General features: G+C 60.9%; 18 protein-coding genes. 11 read left to right on the plus strand and 7 right to left on the minus strand.

The annotated features are described in order from the left end of the window. The first annotated feature begins 63 nt into the window (after nt 1-63). Nucleotides 64-1,521, plus strand: coding sequence for a winged helix-turn-helix domain-containing protein (locus tag P3G59_RS10970; protein WP_277761532.1), 1,458 nt, complete (start codon nt 64-66; stop codon nt 1,519-1,521). Here P3G59_RS10970 and P3G59_RS10975 read toward each other — a convergent pair. Both P3G59_RS10975 and P3G59_RS10980 read right to left on the minus strand, forming a co-directional pair. Then, nucleotides 1,498-4,404, minus strand: coding sequence for a winged helix-turn-helix domain-containing protein (locus tag P3G59_RS10975; RefSeq protein ID WP_277761533.1), 2,907 nt, complete (start codon nt 4,402-4,404; stop codon nt 1,498-1,500). The two genes, P3G59_RS10970 and P3G59_RS10975, sit on opposite strands and share 24 nt — an antisense overlap. Before the next feature lie 125 nt (nt 4,405-4,529). Then, nucleotides 4,530-4,961 (minus strand): AraC family transcriptional regulator, encoded by a 432-nt coding sequence (locus P3G59_RS10980; RefSeq protein ID WP_277761534.1) that lies wholly within the window; start codon nt 4,959-4,961, stop codon nt 4,530-4,532. A gap of 210 nt (nt 4,962-5,171) precedes the next feature. Between P3G59_RS10980 and P3G59_RS10985 the strand changes: the two genes are divergently transcribed. The 7 genes from P3G59_RS10985 (at nt 5,172) to P3G59_RS11015 (ending at nt 13,165) form a co-directional block, all read left to right on the plus strand. Then, the gene (locus P3G59_RS10985; protein ID WP_277761535.1) at nt 5,172-6,095 is read left to right on the plus strand and encodes a LysR family transcriptional regulator; all 924 of its coding nucleotides are present in this window, start codon (nt 5,172-5,174) and stop codon (nt 6,093-6,095) included. 111 nt (nt 6,096-6,206) lie between these two features. Next, entirely contained in the window at nt 6,207-7,952 is a 1,746-nt protein-coding gene (locus P3G59_RS10990) for a hypothetical protein (protein WP_277761536.1), read from the plus strand. A 120-nt stretch (nt 7,953-8,072) separates the two neighbouring features. After that, nucleotides 8,073-8,489: a DoxX family protein gene (locus tag P3G59_RS10995; protein WP_277761537.1), complete on the plus strand. Its 417-nt coding sequence runs from the start codon at nt 8,073-8,075 to the stop codon at nt 8,487-8,489. Further along, complete coding sequence (locus tag P3G59_RS11000; protein WP_277761538.1) at nt 8,482-9,108, plus strand: antibiotic biosynthesis monooxygenase; 627 nt, start codon at nt 8,482-8,484, stop codon at nt 9,106-9,108. The genes P3G59_RS10995 and P3G59_RS11000 overlap by 8 nt, the downstream gene beginning before the upstream one ends. Before the next feature lie 43 nt (nt 9,109-9,151). Next, nucleotides 9,152-10,990: an amidohydrolase gene (locus tag P3G59_RS11005; RefSeq protein WP_277761539.1), complete on the plus strand. Its 1,839-nt coding sequence runs from the start codon at nt 9,152-9,154 to the stop codon at nt 10,988-10,990. A gap of 70 nt (nt 10,991-11,060) precedes the next feature. Continuing rightward, a complete protein-coding gene (gene ycaC / locus P3G59_RS11010) occupies nt 11,061-11,684 on the plus strand; it encodes an isochorismate family cysteine hydrolase YcaC (protein ID WP_007913541.1) in 624 nt (207 codons plus the stop codon). 339 nt (nt 11,685-12,023) lie between these two features. Next, nucleotides 12,024-13,165, plus strand: a protein-coding gene (locus P3G59_RS11015) for an IS3 family transposase (protein WP_277758129.1) whose coding sequence is annotated in 2 segments (ribosomal slippage) — nt 12,024-12,273 and nt 12,273-13,165 — 1,143 coding nt in all. Because the reading frame shifts where the segments join, the coding sequence is not laid out codon by codon here. A gap of 101 nt (nt 13,166-13,266) precedes the next feature. Here the strand turns inward: P3G59_RS11015 and P3G59_RS11020 are convergent. Both P3G59_RS11020 and P3G59_RS11025 read right to left on the minus strand, forming a co-directional pair. Beyond that, the gene (locus P3G59_RS11020; protein WP_277761540.1) at nt 13,267-14,694 is read right to left on the minus strand and encodes a mechanosensitive ion channel family protein; all 1,428 of its coding nucleotides are present in this window, start codon (nt 14,692-14,694) and stop codon (nt 13,267-13,269) included. 108 nt (nt 14,695-14,802) lie between these two features. Beyond that, complete coding sequence (locus P3G59_RS11025) at nt 14,803-15,825, minus strand: alpha/beta hydrolase (RefSeq protein ID WP_277761541.1); 1,023 nt, start codon at nt 15,823-15,825, stop codon at nt 14,803-14,805. 161 nt (nt 15,826-15,986) lie between these two features. Here P3G59_RS11025 and P3G59_RS11030 point away from each other — a divergent pair, with 161 nt between their 5' ends. Beyond that, nucleotides 15,987-16,886 carry a LysR family transcriptional regulator gene (locus tag P3G59_RS11030; protein ID WP_277761542.1) on the plus strand — a complete coding sequence of 300 codons (900 nt, stop codon included), beginning with the start codon at nt 15,987-15,989 and terminating at the stop codon, nt 16,884-16,886. Nucleotides 16,887-17,158: 272 nt separating this feature from the next. On the opposite strand, the gene P3G59_RS11035 is transcribed toward P3G59_RS11030, so the two are convergent. The 3 genes from P3G59_RS11035 to gspG form a co-directional block, all read right to left on the minus strand. Beyond that, complete coding sequence (locus P3G59_RS11035; RefSeq protein WP_277761543.1) at nt 17,159-17,782, minus strand: hypothetical protein; 624 nt, start codon at nt 17,780-17,782, stop codon at nt 17,159-17,161. 74 nt (nt 17,783-17,856) lie between these two features. Beyond that, nucleotides 17,857-19,044, minus strand: coding sequence for a type II secretion system F family protein (locus P3G59_RS11040; RefSeq protein WP_277761544.1), 1,188 nt, complete (start codon nt 19,042-19,044; stop codon nt 17,857-17,859). A 14-nt stretch (nt 19,045-19,058) separates the two neighbouring features. Beyond that, nucleotides 19,059-19,487: a type II secretion system major pseudopilin GspG gene (gene gspG / locus P3G59_RS11045; RefSeq protein ID WP_034152611.1), complete on the minus strand. Its 429-nt coding sequence runs from the start codon at nt 19,485-19,487 to the stop codon at nt 19,059-19,061. A gap of 206 nt (nt 19,488-19,693) precedes the next feature. Between gspG and P3G59_RS11050 the strand changes: the two genes are divergently transcribed. Together P3G59_RS11050 and mnxG are read left to right on the plus strand one after the other, a co-directional pair. Continuing rightward, nucleotides 19,694-20,302, plus strand: a complete 609-nt coding sequence (locus tag P3G59_RS11050) for a lytic transglycosylase domain-containing protein (protein ID WP_277761545.1) — start codon at nt 19,694-19,696, stop codon at nt 20,300-20,302. A gap of 200 nt (nt 20,303-20,502) precedes the next feature. After that, the gene (gene mnxG / locus P3G59_RS11055) at nt 20,503-26,337 is read left to right on the plus strand and encodes a manganese-oxidizing multicopper oxidase MnxG (RefSeq protein ID WP_277761546.1); all 5,835 of its coding nucleotides are present in this window, start codon (nt 20,503-20,505) and stop codon (nt 26,335-26,337) included. Nucleotides 26,338-26,384 lie beyond the last annotated feature (47 nt).

A 26,384-nucleotide genomic window follows, 5' to 3' on the forward strand; every position in this document is an offset into this window, starting at 1 on the left:
GATGTCCGTGCTGCGCCTCGCGTAGCGGTTGTCGCGTCATCTGAGGCTGCCAAGATAGTTGGCATGGATAGCCTCAACGATTTGAACACGGCGTCGGTGGTGCATTTTGGCCCCTACGCCTTCCACCTGCGTCAACGGCTGATACTCGATGGAGATCGGCCATTGCGCATGGGCGGTCGCGCGCTGGACATTCTGCAAGTGCTGGTCGAGCGTGCCGGTCGAGTGGTCAGAAAGGAGCAATTGATTGCGCTGGTATGGCCGACGTCGGTGGTCGAGGAGATCAACCTGCGCGTGCACATCGCTGCGCTCAGGCGAGCGTTGGGTGATGGCGAAAACGGTCAGCGTTACATCGTCAATGTGCCGCAATGCGGTTATAGCTTTATCGCCCCGGTCCGCTGCGACAGCGTCGCGCAAGTGGTTTTCGAGGGATTGCACACGCCTCAGCATAATCTGCCTGCGCGACTGACCCCGGTCGCCGGCCGCGATGCGCTGGTCGGCGGGCTGGTGCGGCAAATGCCACTTTGTCGACTGATGACCGTTACGGGCGCCGCCGGCGTGGGCAAGTCCACCGTGGCGTTGCGGGTGGCGGAATTGCTGTTGCAGTACTACAGAGACGGCGTGTGGCAGGTCGATCTGAGCTTGATCGACGACCACACGCCGCTGCTTGATCATTTACTGCAGATCCTGGAGAGCGATTTGACCGGGCTGTCGACTCGCCATGCGATGCTGCTGCTGGATAACTGTGACCACCGCCGCGACGCTTGCAGAGTAGCGGTTGAAACGTTGCTCGAAGCCGCGCCTCGACTGTCGATTCTCGCCACCAGCCGTGAAGCCTTGCAGGTCAGTCTGGAAACCCTTCAGTGCGTGCCACCGCTGGCCATTGCGAAGCGCTCTGCAGCCAATTGCATCACTGAAGCCATGGGCCATTCCTCGGTGCAGTTGTTCGTCAGCCGTGCGCGGGCGCGACAGCATGATTTCCGCTTGCGCGAGCAGGATGTCAACGCCGTGCTTGAGATCTGTCGTCAACTCGACGGTTTGCCGCTGGCGATCGAACTGGCGGCGGCGCAGATCGATGCGCTGGCGCTGGTAGGTTTGCAAGCGCAGATAGCCAACGGTCTGCAAGTGCTCAGCCATGGCCGGCGCACTGCAGTGTCGCGGCACCAATCCATGCAGGCGGCACTCGACTGGAGCTACCAATGCTTGAGTGAGCAGGAACAACGCGTGCTGCAACGCTTATCGGTGTTCAAACTGGCGTTTACGCTAGAAGCGGCGCTGGCGGTGATCAGTTGTCCGCAATTGCCTGCGCAGCGACTTGCCGCGATGATCGAAGGTCTGGCGCGCAAGTCATTGTTGACGGTGGAGCGGGGCGGCAGTGCGGGCCGCTACCGGATGCTTAACACCACCCGCTGCTATGCCCGGGAGCAACTGGAGCGTAGCGGTGAAGGGATTGATCTTGAACGGCGGCATGCGCGTTACATCAACAGGATTCGCCGGGCCTCAGGCGTGCACGCGCTCGCGTAACTCGTCGATCAGCAAGCGTACCTTGCGCAAGTCCGGGGTTGCGTAGCCCTCGTTGAAGCGTTGATAGAGCGGGTTGAGCAAATCCAGCGCCTCGCCGCAACGCGATTGGCGCAGCCAGAGCTGCGCGAGTGAGGTGGCAGTGCGCAGTTCCCAGGCGAGCGCACCTTGGGCGCGGGCGATGGTCAGGGATTGTTGCAGGAGTTCTTCGGCTTCCTGAATATTGCTGGCGTTTGGGAGGACCTCCTCGCGGGCACGCTCGCTCCCACAGAGATTTTGGGTGTACTCAAAACCCATGTGGGAGCGAGCTTGCTCGCGAAGGGGCCTGTCCAGACGACCCCGATCGTCAGTCAGTAACGCCTGCGCCCGAGCCCGCAAGATTTCCGCCGTGCTCCACCCCGCATCACCACTCAACGCCCTTTCAACCAGCGCGTCATCCACAAAACGGCCATCCAGCGTGACCATGATTTCCCGAATCAACCCGCTACTGTCCTTCGGCACTGGCGTGATGGTGGGCGCATCGAGCACCTGCGCATAGTGCCGCGCCCATGTGTTGAACAGCAGCACCGAATGCTTTTGCGATTGCTCCAGCAACAGCTGCAACAGTGCCCGGGCGTTCTGTTGATCGCCGTTGTAATGAGCGATCAGGCAACTGGCCAGCGCCAGGGTGTAGCAAATCGAAGTGCCATGGTCGATTTGCACGGCAATGTCCAGCGCCTGCCGCGCCGTGCGCCACGCTTGCTCCGGCAGACCCTGCATCCACAACACCCGCGCCAGCACCGTCAGTGACGCGACGCTCTGGTCGTATTGCACGCCAAAGCCGTGAGTGAAGCGGTTGACATGACCGCTCTGCGCCATGCACTCAAGCACTTGCTCGGCATGCATGCGCGCCTGCGTCTGATCGCCGGCATAGTGCAGGGCCAGTACGCGCAAGCGGTGTGTACTCAGAGACAGCATCGGATCGCCGTGCAGGCCGAGGCGGTCGAAGTGTTCGCTCTGTGCCAGCGCCATGCGGTAATGCCCGCAACTGAGGTTGACCGCCAGGTGCCCGGACACTGCGCGCAACTGCCCGGCGACGTCATCGTTTTCATGCGCCAACCGGCGGGCGTCGGCGAACGCTTCGATGGTTTCTGCAGTACCGCCCCACGTGTGATAACAGGCACTGCCGAGGGCCAGTTTCAGCGCAACTTTCAGGCGCGGGCAAGGTTCGCCGAGTTCATCAAGCACGCTTAGCGCCCGGCGTACATAGTCGCCGTACTCGTTGAGCAGCGACAACTCTTGCCACAAGGGCGCCGACGCCGCCGTCAGACGAATCCCCAAACCTGCGTGGCCGACGCCGTTCAGGCTCCAGTCCAGTGCCGCGCGCAGATCTTCCAGCCCTCGGGCATAACGTTCGATCCACAACGCCGTCGGCGTGTTTTCCCAATCGTTTTGCGCCTGCTGCATCAACGCCAGACAACGTTCTGCATGGCGTTCGCGGGTTTCCTCGCATTCGGCGGCGTGATCGAGTTTTTCCAGGGCATAACGGCGGGTTGTGTCGAGCAAGCGGTAGAACACCTCCTCATCGCCGACCTCGACGCTGAGCAGGGATTTGGCCACCAGTTGGGTGATCGATACAAACACCGCTGCGGGGTCGATCTGTTGGCCGACGATAACGGCCGCCGCCGACTCCAGCGTAAAACCACCGCGAAACACGCCCATGCGGCGCAGACAGGTTTGCTCGCAACGGTCGAGCAAGTTGAAACTCCAGTCCAGCGTCGCGCGCAGTGTGAGGTGGCGTTCCAGACTGCTTTGATTGCCCGCTGCCAAAGCTGGCAAGCGGCCCTGTAACTGGCTGAGCAGGCCGTCCAGGCCCAGTTCGGTGACTTGCGCTGCGGCCAGCTCCAGCGCTAGAGGAATACCGTCGAGTCGGTGGCAGATCTCGATCGCTTGCGGCAACTGTGCGTCGCTCAGTTCAAAGCTTTCCTGCGCGGCCGTGGCCCGTTCGATGAACAGTTGCAGGGCCGAATGATCCAGCGCTTGCTGACGATTCAATGTCGCGTTCATCGATGGGTATTCGAGCGAATCGAGACGCTGCACGAATTCACCTTCCGCGCGCAGGCTTTCGCGGCTGGTGGCGAGGATATGCACCTTCGGTGCGCCGCGCAGAATGCTTTCACTGAGCGCTGCGACGGCATCGATCAAGTGTTCGCAGTTGTCGAGCAACAACAGCATCTGCCGCTGTTGCAGGCCATTGACCAGTGCCACCAGCGGATCATCTTCGAGCAGGGTCAGATCGAGCAGGGCGGCCAGGTGTGAGCAAATCAGCCGGGGATCGTTGAGTGGTGCCAGATCGACCAGCCGGATTCCGTCGCGGTACTGGCCGATCAACTGCTCGGCCACGCGTAACGCCACAGTGGTTTTACCGATCCCGCCGGGCCCGACCAAGGTGATGCAGCGTCGGCGCGGCAGTTGCGTCATCAAGCTGTCGACCAGCGGCTGGCGGCCGATCATGCGCGTGCGTCGCAAGGGCAGATTGTGTCGACCGCCCGCATTGCTCACAGGACGCTCCTTCATGGATTCCAGCAAAACCGGTGCGACAAAACTGTAACCCCGGTGCGCCACGGTGATGATGTAACGCTGGCCGGCCTGACCGTCACCGAGCGCCTTGCGCAGCGCCGCCATGTGCACACGCAAGTTGATGTCTTCAACGACGGTGTCCGGCCAGACCCCGGCCATCAATTGCTGCTTGCTCACCACTTCGCCGGCATGGGCCAGCAGAATCAGGAGGATGTCCATCGCCCGTCGGCCCAAGCGCAGCGGCTGCTCGCCTTCGAGTACCAGACGTTGCCCGGGATGAATCCGATAAGGGCCAAAACCGAGGGCCTGATTCGGCGAAAGACTCAACAGCTCACTCCTGCGGTGCTGCGGCGGACAGAGCGGAGTAGGGCCGGGCGCGTGCGCAGGCCTTCTAATCCGGGGTGTCCCGGCATAATCCTCAGGTTTGAGCGTCAGTGCAACGGGGGCCGCGATCAAAACACGGCGGGCTGTGAGCGGTGAGTCTTGGGTTCACGCATGATCTGGCAGCGCCAGGCAAACGGGTTGATGCCTTCACTGCGGGTGAACATATGGCAAAAATGCGCCTGATCGCAGAAACCGCATTCCAGGCTGATTTGCGTCAGGCTCAGGTCGGTGTGCTGGATCAACAGCTTGGCCCGCGCGATGCGTTGGGTGCGAATCCAGTCCTGCGGCGACAGCCCGGTGCTGCACTTGAAGGCGCGGGAAAAATGGCTGCGCGACAGCGAACAGGCGCGGGCCAGCTCGGTGACTTCGAGGCTTTCACCCAGACGTTCGAGGATCAGTTGTTTGACCTGTCGTTCGCGCTGCGGGCTTAACCCGCCGATCCCGGGCTTGCGGGGTTCGCTGGCAGGGGCGAGGGCGACGGTGTGCTGTAAGTGAGCCATGGCCAAAGTCCGTGTCGATGGGGAATGCACGGTCGGCGCATCCCCTCAGGTCTAAAAACAACGCTGCGCAGTGGCATTCATTGTTGGGCGAGGGCGGCGGGCTGACGAGTTAATCGTTGTTAATTTCGCTGCGAAACGGCGCTAACAGTCCCGTTGATCGCGTAAAGTGCGCAGCACTGGCGTCTGACTGGCTAAAAGGAATCCGTGCCCATGAACCGTAACGATCTGCGTCGCGTTGACATGAACCTGCTGGTGATTTTCGAAGCGCTGATGTTCGAAAAGAACCTGACCCGCGTCGCCGAAAAACTGTTCATGGGGCAACCGGCCGTCAGTGCAGCGTTGGGGCGTTTGCGTGATCTGTTCGATGATCCTTTGTTGTTGCGCAACGGTCGCGGCATGGAGCCAACCGCGCGGGCGCTGGCGATTCTCAAAGAGCTGCAGCCGGCGATGGATGTCATCTCCGGCGCGGTCAGCCGGGCCAAGGAGTTCGAACCGGCGAGCAGTTGCGATGTGTTTCGCATCGGTTTGTCCGACGACGCCGAGTTTGGTCTGTTCCCGCCGCTGTTACGCCAGCTTCAGCAAGAAGCTCCGGGGATTGTCGTGGTGGTGCGCCGCGCCAACTACCTGCTGATGCCGGCGCTGCTGGCCTCTGGGGAAATCTCCGTTGGCGTCAGTTACACCACTGAGTTGCCGGCCAACGCCAAGCGCAAAAAACTGCGCGACATTCCCTGCAAAGTCCTGCGCGGTGACGGCCGCCCAGGCCCGCTGACGCTGGATGAATACTGCGAGCGTCCGCATGCGATGGTGTCGTTCTCCGGCGATCTGAGCGGCAATATCGACCTGGACCTGGCCAAGGTCGGTCGTACCCGCCGCGTGGTCTTGGGCGTGCCGCAATTCAGCGGCCTGCGTGCCTTGCTCGCCGGCACCGAGATGATCGCCACGGTGCCGGATTATGCCGCGTGTGCGTTGGTTGAAGGTTGTGCATTACGTGCCGAAGATCCGCCGTTCCCGATCGATGCCGCACAATTGTCGATGGCGTGGAGCGGAGTGCATGACAACGATCCGGCGGAGAAATGGCTGCGCTCGCGAATCAGTCAGTTCATGGCGGCGCCGCTGGATATTCCCGTGATGTGAGTGTCCGTTCGTCTGAAACAGGGCTTGACCTGTTAGTTCTGACAGTGGCGCATCTGCGTGCTCCGATGTCTGATTGGCCGATGTCGAAGGGTAGCCAAAAAGGACGTGAACATGGACACGCTGATACGTGCGCTTGACAGTAACAATCTGCCGCCGCTTTCAATCATAGAAAGTCGCCCCGACGGTCTGCTGGATCCACAGGCCGCTCGGTACAGCCTGACGGTAAAAATCGACTTCGATTGGCAGACAGGAGACAGTCTCACGATCACGTGGGCCGGTACGGCAGGTTCTGGGTCCTACACCTCACCGCGTATACCGATCGGCGGATTTCAACGTCCTTTCCAGACCCATATTGATAACCTCCTGGTGGCTTTCAACCTCGAGCAAACCGTCATCGTCACTTATACGCTTTATCGCGGCACTGAACTGCCTGTTACTTCACAGCCTTTGGCGCTTTACATCACACGCATCAATCAATTGAACCTGCCTCGGCCATTCATCCGACAGGCCGACAACGACGGTCAGGGAGGTGAGCTGAATGTCAGCGACCTTTCTGAGTTCACCTTGCGTACAAATGCGTGGCTACTGGGCAGGCGCGGCCAATTCTTCTGGCTGAATATCAACGGCACAAATGCCGATGGCAGTGTTTTCGAGGCGTCGTACTGGCAAGCGCCGGACAATGTGGTCAATGACGAATTCAACCGCTTCGGTTTCTTCGAACAGAAATTCTCTGCTGCACCACTGCAACGTCTGCAGGATCGCAGCGTGCTGTCGTTGCGCTTCATGGCCGGGCTGCAAGGCAGTCAGGATGAATCCCTTGCGCAGCCATTTGCACATCGAAACTACATCGTACTGACAGGGGCCTCCAGTGGGCCGAGGATAATGTCAGTCTCCGATCTCGATGGAGACATACTTGACGGCACGGACACCCGATACACCACTGTCACGCTAAGCGGCAGCGCTTGCGACACCGTGGATGTATTCGACGGCACGACCAGACTCGACACGGTCGGTGCCGTTGACGGTAACTGGACGTACGTCGCGGCTGGCCTGACGGGTGGATTGCATGAGTTTACGGTGAGGTTGGCGGATGGCAGCGGAAGCGCCTCAAGTCCATGGCGAATCAATGTCGTGACGCAAAACCTGCCGCTGAAGATTGTCGAGGCTCCCGATAACATCAACCTCGATCCGTTGGCAGCAATAATGACCCTGACTGCGTTGGTGGATCTCGACCTGCAACCCACCGATAGGGTTTCAGTGACTGTGAAAGCTGCTGATGGCACTCCCCCTGCAGGTTCGCATACCACCACACCGGTTGCGGCGGGTACCACACGGCCGATCAGAATTCCTTTGCCTGTATCACTGGTGGCCTTCAGCATCGGAAAAATCATGGAGCTGACCTTTACCTATACCCGGGGCGTTTCAGCTCTGGTGAGTTCACAACCTCTGCGTCTCAACGTGTTGCCGATTGCGTTGGATCGACTCGCCGCTCCGGTGATCACTCAGGCCAACGGCACCGACATTCTCGATCTGAAAGATGTCCAGTCCGGCGCGAATCTGATGTTTGGTGACTGGTCGCATATCGCGGTGAAACAATGTCTCTGGCTTGATCTGGTGGGGGAGAGCGACACAGGTGCGCACAATCTGCGGATGTGGGCGGGCACCGCTAACAGGGTGCATCAGGCCTGGGTGACGAATGGCAGTTACACCCCGATTGTTTCGGCCAATTACGTACGGCGGCTGAAGGATGGCAGCAAGCTGATCATTCGGTTCAGGGTCAATCTGGATCAGGTTGCGGATTTTGACACGGCAATCGTGTTTCAGACACGGGAATACACCATTCGAGCAGTGCCTTGAAATCAAAACCTCAGCCAGCGTCATCGCGTGTAACCGCCGTCGCAACTGAGCACATCCATCCAATTTCCCCCCACCCATCATTGGCATGATTCAGGCCAATGACATTTCAAGGGTCGGGTCATGAACGCTTCGCAACGAGAAGAACAGGCGCGCGACATCGGTTTGCTGTTCCTGCGGGTCAGTGGCGGATTGTTTTTGCTCTGGGTCCACGGCTTGCCCAAGCTGCTGGACTTCACCGCGCAACTGCAACTGATCGAAGACCCGTTCCACCTCGGATCCCACCTCACCTTGATCCTGGCGATCTTCGCCGAAGTCCTCTGTCCACTGCTGATCGTCGCCGGAGTGCTGGCGCGATTGGCGTGCTTGCCTATTCTGTTTGTGCTGCTGGTGGCACTGCTGGTCGTGCATCCGCAATGGAGTGTGGCCGAGGGACAGTTCGGCTGGTTGCTGTTGATCCTGTTTGCCACTGTGTTGATCGCCGGGCCGGGACGGCTGGTGATTCCTGTTCGTTTACCCGGAGTGCTGCGTTATGCCTGAAGTCCTCAATCCACAAGCACAGGGGGCCGATGAGACGGTCACGCTGATCATCAAACACCGGGTCAAGGCCGGTTTCGAATCGGCGTATGAGGCCTGGCTGCGCAATATCGTCCGCGTGGCGGGACAGCGTGAAGGGCATTTGGGTGTGGACGTGGTGCGCGGCAAGCGCGGCCGTCTCGATTTCTACACCTGCGTGCTGCGCTTCAGTTCTACCGAAGCGATGCAGGGATGGCTCGAATCGCCGCAGCGTCAGGCACTGGTCGCCGAAGCCGCGCCGATGCTGGCTGATGGCGATCAGACCGAAGTCGCGCCGATCAATGAATTCTGGTTCTCGCCACTGGCCGATGCCGCTACACCGCCACCGCGCTGGAAGCAGGCCGTGGTCTCGCTGTTGGTGATTCTGCCGCACACCTTGCTCGTGCCGTTGATCTGGGGACCGTTGCTGGCGTTGCATCCGATTCTTTCCAACTACGTAGTCGCGACGTTCCTGATCACCCTGACCATCGTCCTGTCGGTGGTGTACGTGGTGATGCCGCCGGTCACCCGTTTGTTTACGCCGTGGCTCGAAGCCAGCCAGGCCCATGAACACCTCGATTCCCAAGAGACCTCGCCACGCTGAGCGCGCGGGGTTCGCTTCTTTTCACTTTGCTTGAGGAACTGCGATGAGCGCCGATCTGATTCTGTTCAATGGCCAATTTCATACCGTCGACCGCACCAAACCGCTGGCCAGTGCCGTGGCGATCACCGACGGCCGTTTCGTCGTCGTCGGCAACGACAACCAGGCCATGGCCCTGCGCGGGCCGAACACGCAAGTGGTCGATATGCACGGTCGCTGCGTCATCCCCGGCCTCAACGACTCGCACTTGCACCTGATCCGTGGCGGTTTGAACTACAACCTCGAACTGCGCTGGGAAGGCGTGCCGTCGCTGGCCGATGCCCTGCGCATGCTCAAGGATCAGGCCGACCGGACGCCAACCCCGCAATGGGTGCGCGTGGTCGGCGGCTGGAACGAATTCCAGTTCGCCGAAAAACGCATGCCGACGCTGGAAGAAATCAACCAGGCCGCACCGGACACGCCAGTATTCATCCTGCACTTGTACGACCGCGCCTTGCTCAACCGCGCCGCGCTGCGTGTGGCCGGTTACACCCGCGACACGCCGAACCCGCCGGGTGGCGAGATCGTCCGTGACAGCAACGGCAACCCGACCGGCATGCTGGTCGCGCGACCGAACGCGATGATCCTCTACTCGACGCTGGCCAAAGGGCCGAAGCTGCCGCTGGAATATCAGGTCAACTCGACCCGCCAGTTCATGCGCGAACTCAATCGCCTCGGCCTGACCAGTGCGATCGATGCCGGTGGCGGTTTCCAGAACTATCCGGACGATTATCAGGTGATCGAACAACTGGCCAAAGATGACCAGTTGACCGTGCGCATCGCCTACAACCTGTTCACCCAAAAGCCAAAAGAAGAGCTGAGCGATTTCCATAACTGGACCGGCAGCGTCACGTTGCATCAGGGCGATGACTTTTTGCGCCATAACGGCGCCGGCGAAATGCTGGTGTTCTCGGCGGCGGACTTCGAAGACTTCCTCGAACCGCGCCCGGACCTGCCGCAAACCATGGAGCAAGAGCTGGAGCCGGTGGTGCGCCACCTGGTCGAGCAGCGCTGGCCGTTCCGTTTGCACGCGACCTACAACGAGTCGATCAGCCGCATGCTCGACGTGTTCGAGAAGGTCAATCGGGACATTCCGTTCAACGGCTTGCCGTGGTTCTTCGACCACGCGGAAACCATCACCCCGCAAAACATCGAGCGGGTGAAAGCGCTGGGCGGCGGCATTGCGATTCAGGATCGCATGGCGTTCCAGGGCGAATACTTCGTCGACCGCTACGGCAAGCAAGCCGCCGAAGCGACCCCGCCGATCAAACGCATGCTTGCCGAAGGCGTACCGGTCGGCGCCGGCACCGACGCAACGCGGGTGTCCAGCTACAACCCGTGGACTTCGCTGTACTGGATGGTCAGCGGTCGCACCGTCGGCGGTCTGGCCTTGTACGAAGAAGGTTTGCCACGCACCACCGCGCTTGAATTGTTCACCCACGGCAGCGCCTGGTTCTCCTCGGAGCAGGGCAAGAAGGGCCAGATCAAGGTCGGGCAACTGGCGGATCTGGCGGCGCTGAGTGCGGATTTCTTCCACGTCGAAGAAGAGGCGATCAAGTGGATCGAGTCGGTCCTGACCGTGGTCGGCGGCAAGATTGTTTACGCCGCCGGCGACTTCGAAGACCTCGGGCCGCGCTCGATTCCGGTGCTGCCGGACTGGTCGCCTGTCGTGAAGGTGCCGGGCCACTGGCGGCCGAATTCGCCGTTGCAGGCGCAGGTTCACCAATGCAGCGGCCCGTGCGCGGTGCACACCCACAGCCATGAAAAGGCGCGGATGTCGAATGCGCCGGTCAGCGACTTCGCCGGTTTCTGGGGCGCGTTCGGCTGCTCCTGCTTCGCTTTCTGATTTCCCCTGAAGCGCCGGCCATCCGGTCGGCGCCTCATGCTTCATCCATCCGTCCATCAGGAGTTTTCCCATGAGCGTTCCTTACACACGTCTGAACAAAGATGACGCGGTTGTACTGCTGGTCGATCACCAGACCGGCCTGATCTCGCTGGTACAGGATTTCACCCCGAACGAATTCAAGAACAACGTGCTGGCGCTGGGCGACATCGCCAAGTTCTTCAAGCTGCCGACCATCCTGACCACCAGTTTCGACGCCGGCCCCAACGGCCCGATCGTGCCTGAATTGCGCGAGCAGTTTCCGGATGCGCCGTTCATTCAGCGCCCGGGCCAGATCAATGCCTGGGACAACGAAGACTTCGTCAAAGCGATCAAGGCGACGGGTCGCAAGCAACTGATCATCGCCGGTGTGGTGACTGACGTTTGCGTGGCATTCCCGACCCTGTCGGCGATTGCTGAAGGCTATGAAGTGTTTGTCGTGACCGACTCGTCCGGCACCTTCAACACCACCGTGCAGCAGGCGGCGTGGGCGCGCATGTCGGCAGCGGGTGCACACTTGCTGAACTGGTTCTCGGTGGCGTGCGAGCTGCAGGGTGACTGGCGCAATGATATGGAAGGTCTGGCGCATTTACTGTCGGAGCGTTTGCCGAACTATCGCAACCTGATCAACAGCTATACCAAGTTCACTGCCAAGTAACTGGCTGATCCTCAAAAGCCCCTCACCCTAACCCTCTCCCAAAGGGAGAGGGGACTGACTGAGGGGCTTGTTCGAGATACGCAGACCTGCAATACCGAGCCGAACTCCGGTTTTGAAATGCCCGGAGATCGGCTCCCTTTCCCTTCGATGTCTTGGGGAGAGGGGGTCTTTCGGGATACGCCGACCTGGGGAATCGAGTCGAACTCCGCACTTGAAGCAAACGGAGATCGGCTCCCTTTCCCCCTCGCCCCCTTGGGGGCGGTCCGACGTTTTGATCTGGCTTAATGATTCTGGACACCCCTGAAGGGCGTAATCTACGCCCAACGACGAGGTGTAATTTTGACTAGACGGTACTTTTCGACAGATTTCAAACGGGACGCGGCTTGCTTGGTACTGGATAAAGATTATTCAGTAAGTGAGGCCTGCGAAGCGATGGGGGTGGGCCCGACCGCTCTGCGCCGCTGGGTTGAGCAGTTGCGCCAGGAGCGCAACGGCAAGACGCCCGAAAGATCCAAGGCCATGACACCCGATCAACAACGCATTCAGGAACTGGAAGCAAAAATCCGACGGATTGAGCGTGAGAAAGAAATCTTAAAAAAGGCTACAGCTCTCTTGATGTCGGATTCCCTCGATCGATAAGGCTGGTCGAGGAGTTAAGCGAGCAATATCCAAGAACCGAGTTGTGTGGTGTGTTTGGAATCAACCGCAGCAGTTTTTACGACCGGTTGAAACAGGGCACAAAAGTTGATGTTGAACGCGATCGCCTCAAGATCAAGGCTGTTGAACTGCATCAGCAAAGTCGCGGTTCGATGGGCGCGCGAGGCCTGTCAGAGGCGTTGCGTAACGAAAAGGAGTCTGTAGGTCGCTACATGGCTCGTAGCCTGATGCGCGAAATTGGATTAAAGAGCCAGCAACGGCGCAGGCATCGTTACAAACCCAGCGGCGCGGAGGCTCAATACGCCCCTAACCATTTGGAGCGTAAATTCAACGTCGAGGCGCCCAATCAAGTGTGGTGTGGCGACGTGACTTACATCTGGGCGGGTACTTACTGGGTTTATCTGGCTGCGGTACTTGATCTGCATGCCCGACGCATCGTCGGCTGGGCGATGTCCCGAAGCCCGGATTCAGCACTAACCTGTCAAGCCTTGAAGGTGGCTTTCGAGTCGCGAGGACGGCCTGAAAACTTAATGTTCCATTCGGATCAGGGCTGTCATTACAGCAGCAAAATGTTCCGTGAAACGTTGTCGGACATGCGGATAAAACAAAGCATGAGTCGACGGGGAAACTGCTGGGATAACGCTCCGATGGAACGTTTCTTTGGCAGTTTGAAATCTGAATGGATACCCAAGGCCGGCTACCGAAACGAAGACGAAGCCAGTACCGATGTGTTGCGCTACCTGACCCACTATTACAATCGGATCAGGCTGCACAGCCACAACGGTTATAGGACTCCGGTAGCCATGGAGGCCCTGGCGGCATGAGAAATGAACAAAACCCTATAACTGTGTCCAGTATCGTTTGACCAGATCATTTCGGGAGGGTTGGGGTGAGGGGGTAGGCTTTTGATCTTAAAATCTTCGCATCAACGCTTTTGCAGCCAACCGAGAAACCCACCTTTCCTCACCGCCACCGGTTTGGCCATCAACGCGAGGCGACTGTTCTGCTGCCGCACCGCCTGCAATTTATTCAACGCCCGACCCACCTCCGTGCGCTGTTCCATGCACTGACGAGTGAGGTTTTTGTCGAGACGATAAATGATGCTTGACGTCAATGCCGTGAACGTCGCCTGCGACGGCGTGTCGGCGAGAATACTCTGCTCACCCATGACCTCACTCGGTCCCATCCGGCCGGCCTCGACCTTGCTGTCGCCGTCCGCAACGGTCGCACTGACCACGCCGGTGGCAATCACAAACAGACTGTCCGGCACCTCGTCCAGATCCAGCACCACCTGGCCCGCCGCGTACTGCTGCGCAACCATCGATTGCGCCAGTCGATCACGCTCCTCACTGCTCAGCGAGCGGAAGATTTTCACTTCATCGAGCAATGCGCGAGCGCGGGTCGACGGTTCGATCACGCCGTCCGGATGCCGCGAAATGCCTGCCGCTTCCAAATGCCGGTGAGCGAGGTCGAACAGTTGATTGCGTACTTCGCTTTTCTTGCCGAGCTCGGCGATGAAACCGCTGGCGATGTACTCCGACATGGTTTCACCGGCCTCTTTGAGCACGGCTTTCGGCGCCGGACTCAACAACAGCGAACTGCTGCCTTGCAGCGTGCGATCAAGCGCATCCAGTACCCGCCGCGGACGAATGTGATTCGGTACTTTGATGCTGATCGACACCCCGTGCATGTTGTTCGGGCGGCTGAGGTTGACGATTTTCGCCTTGGCCGCGACCGAGTTCGGCACTACCGCCATGGTCCCGGCGCTGGTGAGCAGGTGCGTGGCACGCCAGTCGATGTCGAAAACCTTGCCTTCGACGCCGTCGATCATCACCAGATCATCCACCTGATAGGGCTTGGTGGTGTTCAGCACGATTCCGGAAAACACGTCAGCCAAGGTACTTTGCAGTGCCAGACCGACAACGATGGCAACCACACCGGAGGTCGCCAGCAGGCCTTTCACGGGCAATTCCAGCACGTAACCGGCGGCCGCAACGATGGCCACCAGAAACACCAGTGCGCCAATCACGTCTTGCAGCAAACGACCGCTGTGGCCGATGCGGCGCATCAGTGCCAGGCCAATCACTTCGGTCAGCACCCGCGCGGCGTACAGCCACCAGAGAATCCCCAGGGCTGTTGCACCCAGTTGCGCCACGCGATCATCGGCGAACAGCGGAGCCTGCAACGGGCTGACACCGGCGTTGATCACCAGCGCAGTGAATGCCAGAAACAGCACCAGCCGCACGGCCACTTTCGGCGCACGGTGCGTGAAGGGCGTGAAGTGCCAGAGCACGGCGTCGAGCAGCAGCAGGGCGGCGCTCCAGGACAGCAGATGGGTGTAGAAAAGGGTCATGACCGAAGCTCCGCAGTGGCTGCCAATAAAAAGATCGCAGCCTGCGGCAGCTCCTACAGAAGAACGTATTCCAATGTAGGCGCTGCCGCAGGCTGCGATCTTTTGCTGTTATGGATTCAGATGAGTCTTCAGCTCAGCTGCGGCCTGACGCACCGCCGCTTTCACTTCTGGAATCTGACTCAGCGGATTGAGCAAACCAAAGTCATGAATCATCCCGTTGTAACGCACCGAGGTCACCGCCACGCCGGCCGCATCGAGGTGCCGCGCATAGCCTTCGCCTTCATCACGCAGTACGTCGAATTCGGCGGTCTGCACCAGTGCTGCCGGCAAGCCCTTGAGCTGTTCGACGCTGGCGTTCAGCGGCGAAGCATGGATCTGCGCACGCTCGGCGGGGTTGGTGGTGTAGTTGTCCCAGAACCACTGCATCATGCCTTTGGTGAGGAAATGGCCCTCGGCAAATTGCTGGTACGAACCGTCCTCGAACTGCGCGTTGGTCACCGGCCACATCAGCAACTGGAAGCGCAGCGCCGGGGCTCTTTGTTCCTTGGCCATCAACGCCACGACCGCCGCCATGTTGCCGCCGACGCTGTTGCCGGCCACGGCCAGGCGCTTGCCGTCGACCCCGATGTCCTTGCCGTGCTCGGCCACCCATTTCGTCGCGGCGTAGGCCTGGTTGATCGCGGTCGGGTACTGCGCTTCCGGCGACGGCGTGTAGTCGACGTAGACGGCAACTGCGCCAGAACCCACCACCAGATCACGAATCAGGCGCTGGTGCGTCGGGTAATCGCCGAGTACCCAGCCGCCACCGTGGAAAAACATGAACACCGGCAACTCGCCTTTGACCTTGGCCGGACGGACCACTTTCAGGTTGATGGTCTGGCCGTCGACCTTGATCGCCTTGTCGCTGACTTCAACACCGGACAAGTCCACCTTCACCGAAGCCTGCGCGCCGGTCAGCACCGCACGGGCGTCTTTCGGGCTCAGTTGCTCAAGGGGTTTGCCACCGCCGGCGGCCAGCGCGTTGAGGAAGGCTTGGGTGTTGTGTTCGACACCGCTGTTTTCGGCGGCGAATGCGTTGCCGATGGACAGGGCGAGGAGGGAAGCGGTGAGGGTTTTCTTGACGATGTTCATGGTGGAAATCCTTTTGAATGTTTTTTGATTTATTTGCCTGGGTTGCGGGCTGCTGTGGCGCTGGGGTTCAGGCCTCAGCAACACCGTGAGCACAGATTAATGGGCTGCCGAAAAGTGAAAAAGCGGCTATAAAGCGTTTAACTGTCTACCAGAGAGTGACAATGAACCCGTTCGAAGACATGCGTATTTTTTGCCAGGTCATGGACTCCGGCAGCTTCACCTCTGCGGCCGATCAGTTGGGCCTGTCCAAGCAGTTCGTCAGTCGGCGCTTGATGCAACTGGAAGAGCGTCTTGGCGTGCGGTTGTTGAACCGCTCGACGCGGAGCCTCGACGTCACGCCGCTGGGGCAGAGTTATTACGAATCGGCGTTGCGCCTGTTGGGCGAAGTCGAACAGGTCGAGCAGGGCATCGCCGGGCAAACCGCCGAGCCGCGCGGGACGATTCGCCTGAGCGCGCCGCTGTCGTTTGCCGTGGCGCATCTGGGCTGTCTGCTGCCGCTGTTCTTGCAGCGTTATCGCGAGGTCACGGTGGAAGTGGATTTGAGTGATCGCCCGGTGGACCTGCTCGGTGAAGGCTACGATCTGGCGCTGCGCATTGGCGTGCTGGAAGACTCGACCCTGATTGCCCGGCGCATCGCTTCGATCGAACGGGTGTACTGCGCCAGCCCGGCGTACCTCGCCGAACGCGGCACGCCGCTCAAGCCTGAAGATCTGCTCAGCCATGATTGCCTGCCGTATGGACATGGGCGTTCGGTGCAGTGGCGGTTCAATGCGGGGCAGGGCAAGCCGCTGTTGGTCAATGTCACCGGGCGTATGCGGGTGAACAACGGCGAGTTGCTCAGGGATGCGGCGGTGCAGGGGATGGGCATTACCTATTTACCGACGTTCATTGTCGGCGCGGCGCTGAAGGATGGCCGGCTGGTGCCGGTGCTGGATGATTTGCGCCCGGAGCCGCTGACGCTCTCGGCGGTGTATCCGCAGCATCGTCAGGCTTCAAGGCCGGTGCAGGCGCTGGTTGAATTCCTGCGTGAACGGCTGAACCAGAGCAACGTCGCTCTCTGAGTGGATCTTTCAAACACTGCAAAACCCTGTGGGAGCGAGCCTGCTCGCGAAAGCGGACGGTCAGTCAAAACATCATTGGCTGACCCACAGCATTCGCGAGCAGGCTCGCTCCCACATTGGGTTCATGGTTGTCTGCGGAATTTGTGCACACTGCATAACCCTGTGGGAGCTGGCTTGCCAGCGATAGCGGTGTGTCAGGCAATACAAGGTTGCCTGATCCGGCCTCATCGCTGGCAAGCCAGCTCCCACAGGTTTTGTGGCGTTTCTGAAAATCAGTTGGCGCGCTTGTCATCGCCCGGCTCGCCGCCGACATGCACACCACGATCATCGCCGACTTCGCCCGCAGCATGCACGCCACGATCATCACCGACTTCACCGGCACGGTGGACTCCGTGGTCATCACCTACTTCGCCCGCACGGTGGACCCCGTGGTCATCACCGACTTCACCCGCGCGGTGGACGCCATGGTCATCTCCCGCTTCGGCGTGCGTGCCGTTGCGGCCGGATGAGGCGCTGTCGCCCGAGTGTCCCGAGCCGTGGTCGCTGCCGCTGTGGCCACTGTTGCCGCCGCCACCGCTGCCACTATTGCCGCCGCCCCCATGACTGCCGCCGCCACCGCTTCCGCCGCCATTACCACCGCCCCCGCTACCACCACCGCTCCCACCGCCATTGCCGCCATGACCACCACCGCCACTTCCACTTCCTCCGCCACCACCACTTCCGCCGCCGCCGCCCCCACCGCCGCCTCCGCTACCGCCACCACTGCCTCCACCACCACTCCCACCATCCTTGGCATGAGCACTGGATACCCCGGACACACTGTCCGGAATCAGCACCGTAGACGCCGACAGAACTGCGCCGATGGCCATTGCGAGCACGAGCTTTTTAATGTGCATATCGTTCTCCGTCTTTGTGGTTTTGTTGGGAACGTAAAAGTGCATTGTTGCAGGGACCGGACCCGTTCCCGGAGTCAGTGAATACTTGAAGCCAGTTCGAAAATCGGGATGTACATCAGGATCACGATGACCCCGATGAGCAGGCCGATGAAGGTCATCAGCAGCGGTTCGAACAGCTTCACGAACCACTCCAGCCAGCGGCTGATTTCCTCGTCGTAGAAGTCGGCGCTGCGTTCCATCATCTGCCCGAGGTTGCCGGACTGCTCGCCCGCGCGCAGCAGGCGCAGGGACACCGGTGTCACCAGGTGATTGAGTTCCAGCGCGGTAGACAATGACTGCCCCTCGCGCACCCGCTCGCAAGCCTGATCCAGGCGCACCCGCGATGCCACGGTGAGCAAGCCACGGACCATGGCCATGGCGGTCACCAGTGGAATCCCGCCTTGCAGCAGAATCCCCAGCGAGCGGTAGAACCGCGCCAGTTCATACATGAAAATCCGCTGATGCACGGCCGGCAATTTCTCCACCAGCCGATCCAGCCCACGGCGAAACGCCGGTTGTTTTTGCAGCACGGCGAGGGCGATGACAATGGCCGCCAGCGCACCGAAGAATTCAGCCTGATGCGCATGCAAGAACATGCCGCTGCTCATCAACACCTGCGACAGCCACGGCAGGTTATTCCCCAGCCCTTCGAACACCAGGCTGAAGCGCGGCACCACATAACCCATCAAGAACAGCACCACGCCACCGCCGACCACCAGCAACAGCACCGGGTAAATCGAGGCGCTGATGATCTTCTGTCGCACTTCGTCCATGCGCTGGCGATAACTCACGTAGCGGCCCAGCGCATCGCCGACCGCGCCGGTCTTCTCGCTGGACTGTACCAGCGCCACGTAAAGCGGCGGGAAAACCGCCGACAACTGGCCCAACGCCTGCGAGAACGATTTGCCCTCGTACAGCAGGCGCACCAGCTCACTCAAGGTTTTGCGGGCAGCGGGGGCGGATTCTTTTTCGGCGAGGCTTTCCAGCGCATCGATCAACGGTAGGCCGGCATTCAGCAGGGTGGTCAGCTCCTGGCTGAACAACACCAGATTGAAGGTCTCGCGCTGACGCAGTTTCAGCGAGCGCCAGTGCTTGTCGGCGTGCAGGCTGAGCACACGCAAACCCTGATCCTCGGCGATCCGCCGCGCCTCGCTGTCGCCCGGCGCTTCCACGCTCAACGACACCACACCCGTCTTGCCGACTGCCTTCAAATGAAATCGCATGGGCCGTGCTCCGCTTACTGCCAGTTGGTCACTTCGGCGTTTTCACCTTCGCCGCCGGGCTGGCCGTCCTTGCCCATCGACAGCAAGTCGTACTCGCTGTTTTCGCCGGGATAGCGGTAGGTGTAATTGCGTCCCCACGGATCCTGCGGCAGTTTTTTCTGCAAGTACGGACCGGTCCATTTCGCCTCGTCGCTCGGCGCGGTGACCAAGGCCTGCAAGCCCTGTTCGGTGGACGGGTAGTGACCGACCTCCAGTCGATAGATGTCCAGTGCCTTGCTCAACCCTTCGATCTGCGCCTTGGCCACTTTTACTTCCGAGCGACCGAGTTGGGCGAAGTATTTCGGCGCGACGATCCCGGCCAACAGGCCGAGCACCACCAGCACCACGAGCAATTCGAGCAGGGTGAAACCGCGTTGGTCACGCGGACGAAATTGCAGCTTCATGATGACCTCCCGTGAGTGGCAGCCGTGTCGCGTGAAGGACTTATGCAATTGCCATGCTCAGCCCCCACTCAAAAACATCAACTTGGCTGAAGCCCTTGTAATACGGGCTTTTCAACAGTCGGCACAGTGCTTGCGTATGGCTCAAACGTGATCGGCCATTGGGGCATTTCCCCCAATTTATCGGGGTCGATCCGGGGAGGCCCGACATGAAATTTCTCGCCAGCGGATTGCTCGGTTGTGTGCTGTTCAGCGGTGCCGTGCAGGCCGACGTATTTATCTCGGTGGACGCCAAGGGCAGTTACGTCCTGTCCAACGTTCACCGACCCGGACGCACGTACGAACGGGTGATCCACGAGGCTGAATTGCCTGTGGCCAGCCTCGACCAACAGCCGCAAATGATCGCCAACCAGCCCTACGCGGAACTGGTGTCGGCGGCAGCCAAAGTCAATCAATTGCCCGAAGCGCTGTTGCACGCGGTGATCAACGCCGAATCCCACTACAACCCCGGCGCAACCTCAGCCAAAGGCGCGGGCGGGCTCATGCAGTTGATGCCCGACACCGCACGCGAACTGGGTGTAACGGACGTCTACGACCCCAAGGCCAACATCCAGGGCGGGGCCAAATACCTCAAGCGCCTGATGACCCTGTTTGACAACGACATTGCCCTCGCGGTGGCGGCTTACAACGCCGGGCCAGACGCCGTGCTCAGCCGTGGCCGGGTGATTCCGCCGTTCGCTGAAACCCAGCGTTATGTGCCGAATGTATTGCGTCAGTACCGGCGTTTGCAGGGGCTGGCGATGGATGCGCCGCTGTGACCCCAACCCGGTTTTCCCCACTTTCGGGGCAAACCGATGAGGCCCGAAATGTGGGGGAAACGGGTGGGGAATATCCCCCGGATTCTCAAGTCGTTGCGGTAACTGACTGAACGGTAATGGATTTTTTTGTGGCACAGGGATTGCTCCGAGGCATTTGTCGAGAAGTGTTCCCAAGAGCACCTACTACGAGGTTACTGATCATGGTTGGCATTCATCACGCTCCGTCTCTGTTGAACTGGCTGCTGATTCTGGCCTCGATGCTCAGCGTCGAGCTGGCCGGTGCGGCCGTACGTTGCGAGCGCAACCTGGTGGCCAACGTCGTCGCCTTCGATCAACCGCTGATGTTCAACCGCCTCGGTGCGCAGAACATCAACGGCATGATGTTCGCCCTGCGCCGCGATGTGGTCGATGAACATGAGCAGTCGCTGGCTTACGGTGGCGCTGCGGTGCCGGGCAAAGTTTCGCTGCGTCCGGACAAGCGTCCACGGCCGTTGGTACTGCGGGTCGCCGCCGGGGATTGCCTGACGATCAATCTGCAAAACCTGCTCGACTATCAGGCCAACCCGAACAAGCATTTTGAGAACGAGGGCGAAGAGGAGGGCGCCGAGAACGCCAACGGCGCCGAAGACTTCAAAGTCGATGAGCAAGTCGCTGACCGTCATGTCGGTTTCCAGGTCAACGGCCTGCAAGCGGTGAACAGCATTGATGACATCTCTTCATTCACCGGGCGTAACGCCAACAGCCTGGTGCCACCGGGCGCGAGCCGCTCCTACACCTTGTACGCCGAGCGTGAAGGCGCGTTTGCCGTCAGCAGCCGTGGCGCAACGTTCGGTGGCGAGGGCGCGGCCGGCAACGTTGCCAATGGCTTGTTCGGTCAGGTCGTCGTGCTGCCCAAGGGCGCTCGCACCTATCGCAACACCCTCACCGAAGAAGAAATGCGCCTTGCCACCACGGGCCGCGCGCCCACCGGCCAACCGATCGTCGACTACCAGGCGCGCTACCCGCAACGCGAACCGTGGTTGCGCGAAGGCAAGGCCGGTACGCCGATCATCGGCATGGTCGACGGTAATGAAATCATTTCCAGCGAAAGCGATGCGATTGTCATGGGCAGCAACGCCGACGGCAGTTTCCCGTCCAGTACCTATCCGCTGGAATCGATGGGCAAACGCAACCCGGCGATCCCCAACCGGTTGGAACCGTTCCGTGATTTTGCCTCGCAGTTCCAGGACGAAACCGCCGCCACCCAAGCGTTCCCCGCGTACTGGGCCGATCCGGTGATGGCCCATGTGCTGGAGCCGACCCGCGACTCGTTCATGATCAACTACGGCTCCGGCGGCATGGGCGCCGAAGTGGTCGCCAACCGCTTGGGCGTGGGGCCGATGCACGATTGCCTGTCGTGCGCCTATGAAGAATTCTTCCTCAGCTCGCACACCGTCGGCGATGTGGCGATGCTGGTGGATGTGCCGGCCAATACCGGGCTTGAGAACATCGCCCCGGGCCAGACCCCACGCGCCGATCAGATCGGTGTGAAAGCCACCATGGCCCTGTATCCATCGGAGCCGTCGAACGTCAACCACAGCTACATCGGTGACTTCGTCAAATTCCGCAATACCCACAATGGCCACGAGCAGCACATCTTCCACCTGCACGGCCATCAGTGGCTGTTCAACCCCAACGACGACAACTCCGATTACGTCGACGCCCAAGGCATCGGTCCGGGCGCCGGTTACACCTATGAAATCGCCAACGGTGGTTCGGGCAACCGCAACCGCGTGGCCGGTGATGCGATCTATCACTGTCATTTCTATCCACACTTCGCCCAGGGCATGTGGGCCATGTGGCGGGTGCACGATGTGTTCGAAGAAGGCACTCGCCTCGATGTTTCGCAGCAGGGCGCCGACGGCTATCACAGCGAACCGTTTGCCCTGCGCAGCGGCAAACCGGCGGCCGGGGCAAGGGCCTTGCCCGATGGTGAAATCGTCGCCGGTACACCGATTCCGGCCATTGTTCCGCTGCCGGGCAAAGCCATGGCGCCGATGCCCGGCAAAGTGGTGGTGGTGCCGAAAATCGGTGAAACACTGGTCGCCGGCCATGATGACGACGAGGATGAAGAAGAGGGCGATGACGATGGCGAGCACCATGGCGGCAACGCGGGTGGTCAAGCCATCGGCTCACTGGCGCTGGTCGATCGCAGCGAAGCCAATCGCAATTCCGACGGCAGTCTGAAAAACCCTGGCTATCCGTTCTGGATCGGTGGCATGGAAAGTTCGGTCGGCCAGCGTCCACCAACGCCGCCACTGGACATGCTCGACGCGGCCACCGCGCAATCGCTCAAGGCCAGCGGCAAAGCGCTGTGGGCCAATCTCGACCCGGCACAGTCCGGCGGTTGGGATGGCGGCTTGCAGCGGCACGCACTGGATGGCGTCGCGGCCGGTGGCGAAGCGCACACCGTGACCACCTCGCTGGACTTCTCCAAGGCAGTCACCCGCGCCAAACCGATTTACCTGCCGGAAGAAGGCACCGAAGTCGAACAGGCGGCGATGGCCTTCCACGCGAAAAAAGATCACCCAAGCTACGCCTTGCTGCCCGGCAATCAAGTGGTGGCCAAGGCGTTTCGCACCAACGGTGCCTTGCCGATGGCCGGCGCACCCTATTACGAACCGTGCATGGACGACCGCCAGAAACGCCTGACCAGCAGCGCTGGCAGTGGCGAATTCAACAGCGGTGAACGCATCGACGGCATGTCCTTTGTCGGCGCCTCGAGCTTCACTGCTGACCGCCCGCGAATCTACAAAGCCGCCAACATCCAGTTTGATGCGGTGTACAACAAAGTCGGTTATCACTTCCCGCAGGCGCGCATTCTGGCGCTGTGGGAAGACGCCTGGCCGGTGATCACCAAGCAGCGTCCGCCAGAGCCGCTGGTGATGCGCATGAACACTTTCGATTGCGTGCAATACCAGCAAACCAACCTGGTGCCGGCCACCTACGAGATGGACGACTATCAAGTGCGCACGCCGACCGATGTGATCGGCCAGCACATTCACTTGCCGAAGTGGGATCTGACTTCGGCAGACGGCTCGTCCAACGGCTGGAACTACGAGGACGGCGTGCTCTCGCCCGGTGCCGTGCAGGAACGTATTCACGCGATCCGTGAGTTCAACCAATGCGCCAGTACCGACCCGCGCGACGGCACCCAGGCCTGCCCGAAAGCCAAAAACCATCCGTTCTTCGGCCAGTATGGCCGCGCCGATTGGCTCGGTGCGCGCACGGCGATGCAGCGCTGGTTCGTCGATCCGGTGGTCAACGCCAAAGGCGTCGATCGCGGCCTCGGCACCATCTTCACCCACGACCACTTAGGCCCATCGACGCACCAGCAGATTGGTCTGTACGCCACCGTGTTGGCCGAACCGGCCGGTTCCACCTGGTTCCATGCCGAGACCGGCGAACCGTTGTACAGCGGCGCGCGGCAGGACGGCGGCCCGACCTCATGGCAAGCGGTGATCAACACCGGTGACCTCGATGGCGACGGCAAGAACGACAGCTTCCGCGAGTTCTTCCTCGAGTACAGCGACTTCCAGCACGCCTATGAGGCTGGCGTCTACGTCGGTGCCGGCCCTAACGGTGTGCCCAATGCGCAGGCATTCCCGGCGACCGCCGACAGCTTCCGCTACGCAATCAATCCGCCAGTGCGCAACAACGCCAGCAATCTGCTTGAGGGCGTGCTGGAAGTGCAGGGCGGTCAGGTTCCGGGTTGCCCGAGCCGGCCGTGTCCGCAGGCGATTTCGGTGGATGATCCGGGCATGTTCGTCGTCAACTATCGCAACGAACCGCTGGCCCTGCGTGTGTACGACCCGAACAAGGTTGGCCCGGATGGCAAGCGCGGCATGCAGGCCGACGGCCTCGGCGGCGATCTATCGTTCGCCATGCAAAGCCGTACCGACCGGGCAATTCCGGCGATGAACCTGGCGCCGAATCTGCTCACCTCGGCGACCGGCCCAACCGGCGGCACCACGCTGTTCCCGCCGCACATCAACAAGGGCGGCGCCGAACCGGGTGACCCGTTCACGCCGATGCTGCGCACCTATACCGGCGACAACGTGCGGCTGCGGGTGCATGCCGGCGGCCATGAGGAAGAGCACAACGTCACCCTGCACGGTGTGAAATGGCTGCAGAGCGGTTCCGGTTTCGGCAACAGCTCCAACTCCGGTTGGCGCGCGTCGCAGATGATCGGTATTTCCGAGCAGATGGGCTTTATTGCGCCGGTGTCGATGCTGTCCAGTTCCGCTGCGACCACGGGCGACTATCTGTATTCGATGGACGCCTCGATCGAAGGCTACTGGAGCGGTATCTGGGGGGTGATGCGTAACTACACCGCCAAACGCAATGACCTGTTTGCCATCCCCAACAACCCGAATCCGGCGGGCATGCGCAATACCGTAGCGTTCGAGGGCAGTTGCCCACGGATCAGCGCCAACCCCAATGGCATCGGCACGCGGCCGACGGTACAGCGCAACTATGAAGTAGTCGCGGCGCTGGCCAATGACATTCTCGGCAATGCGCTGGGCCTGACCATCGGCGATCCCGAAGGGCTCGGTCAGCATGTCGGCGGGCCGCTGAATCCGGCGGGCGGCACCCTGGTGCTGAACTCGCGCACGGTGAGCATTCCACAAGTCACCGTGACCGATCCGGAGGATGGCGAAACCATCACCATCGGCGGGCAGAGCGGGCCGTTGCATGACCCGACGGCCATTCTGTATGTGCGCAAATCCGATCTGGATCCGCTCAGCGGCAAGCTCAAACCCGGCATCCCGGTCGAACCACTGGTGCTGCGTGCAGCTGCGGGGGATTGCATCAACATCACCCTGGAAAACCGTCTGCCGAGCGTGATGCCTGACCTGACGCAAACCGCGGTGATGCAAGGCATGGTCAAGCGTGATCGCAACAGCGGTCTGGGCTCGACCACCTTCAGTAACAACCTGATGCGGCCGTCCAGCCACGTCGGCCTGCACGCGCAATTGCTGGCGTATGACATCACCAAATCCGACGGTGCCAACGTCGGCGCCAACCCGATCCAGACCGTGCCACCGCGCGTCGGCAACAGCGGCGCGTACCCGACGCGTACCTATCAGTACTACGCCGGGCACCTGGAGCGTGAGGGCAAACCGGTGACTCAACTGGGGCGCAGCGTCGACAACATCAACGCCACGGCGGTGGAGTTCGGCGGTTTGAACATCACCCCGGCGGACGTGATCAAGCAACCGCAAAAAGGCCTCGGCGGGGCAATGAGCATCCTGCCGATCGGCGCGACCTGGGTTGACGATGCGCGCAAGGTCAACGCTACGGTTACGGCACCTGGGCAGACCAGCTACCGCGATTTCGCGATGGTCTGGCACAAGGCGTTGAACACCCGCTGGGCCAACGGCCGGCCGGTGGAGGGGATTGCCGCCGAGGGTTTCGGCGTGCCGACCGATCCGCAGGACAACTCGAGCATGGCGATCAACTACAAGACCGAACCGCTGTGGTATCGCTTCGGCCTCGCTCCGGATGCACCGTTTGGTCATGCCGATGGCGCGGGTTACGGCGACATGACCAATGCGCACATGGCTTACAGCAATGCGCTGGTCGGTGGCGATCCGCAGACGCCGGTGCTCTATGCCAAGCCGGGACAACCGTTGCGCACGCACATCCTGATGCCGAGCGGCGGCAGTCGCGGCACGACGTTCCAGCTCGACGGGCATGTCTGGTCGGTGAACCCGTTCCAGGCCGAGAAGAGCGACACCGGTGGCTATCCGATGGGCTCGCCGGGCGTCGGCTCGGTGCGCTTCGGCTACAACCCGATGTCGATGTACATCGGCGCCCACGAAAGCATCCTGCCGGCCGCGCATTTCAGCTTCATGATCCCCAGCGCCGGCGGCAGCAATGCGATCCCGGGGGACTACCTGTTCCGAGACTACGCGGCCTACGGCAACACCTCCGGATTATGGGGATTGCTGCGCGTGACCAACGAACCGGAACCGGCGCCGCAAGGGCAGTAGGAGAACGGCAATGTCCCGGTGGATGCACGTCCCTTGTGGGAGCGAGC

The organism is Pseudomonas sp. A34-9 (genome assembly GCF_029543085.1).
In the GTDB taxonomy this organism is placed as follows: Bacteria; Pseudomonadota; Gammaproteobacteria; order Pseudomonadales; family Pseudomonadaceae; genus Aquipseudomonas.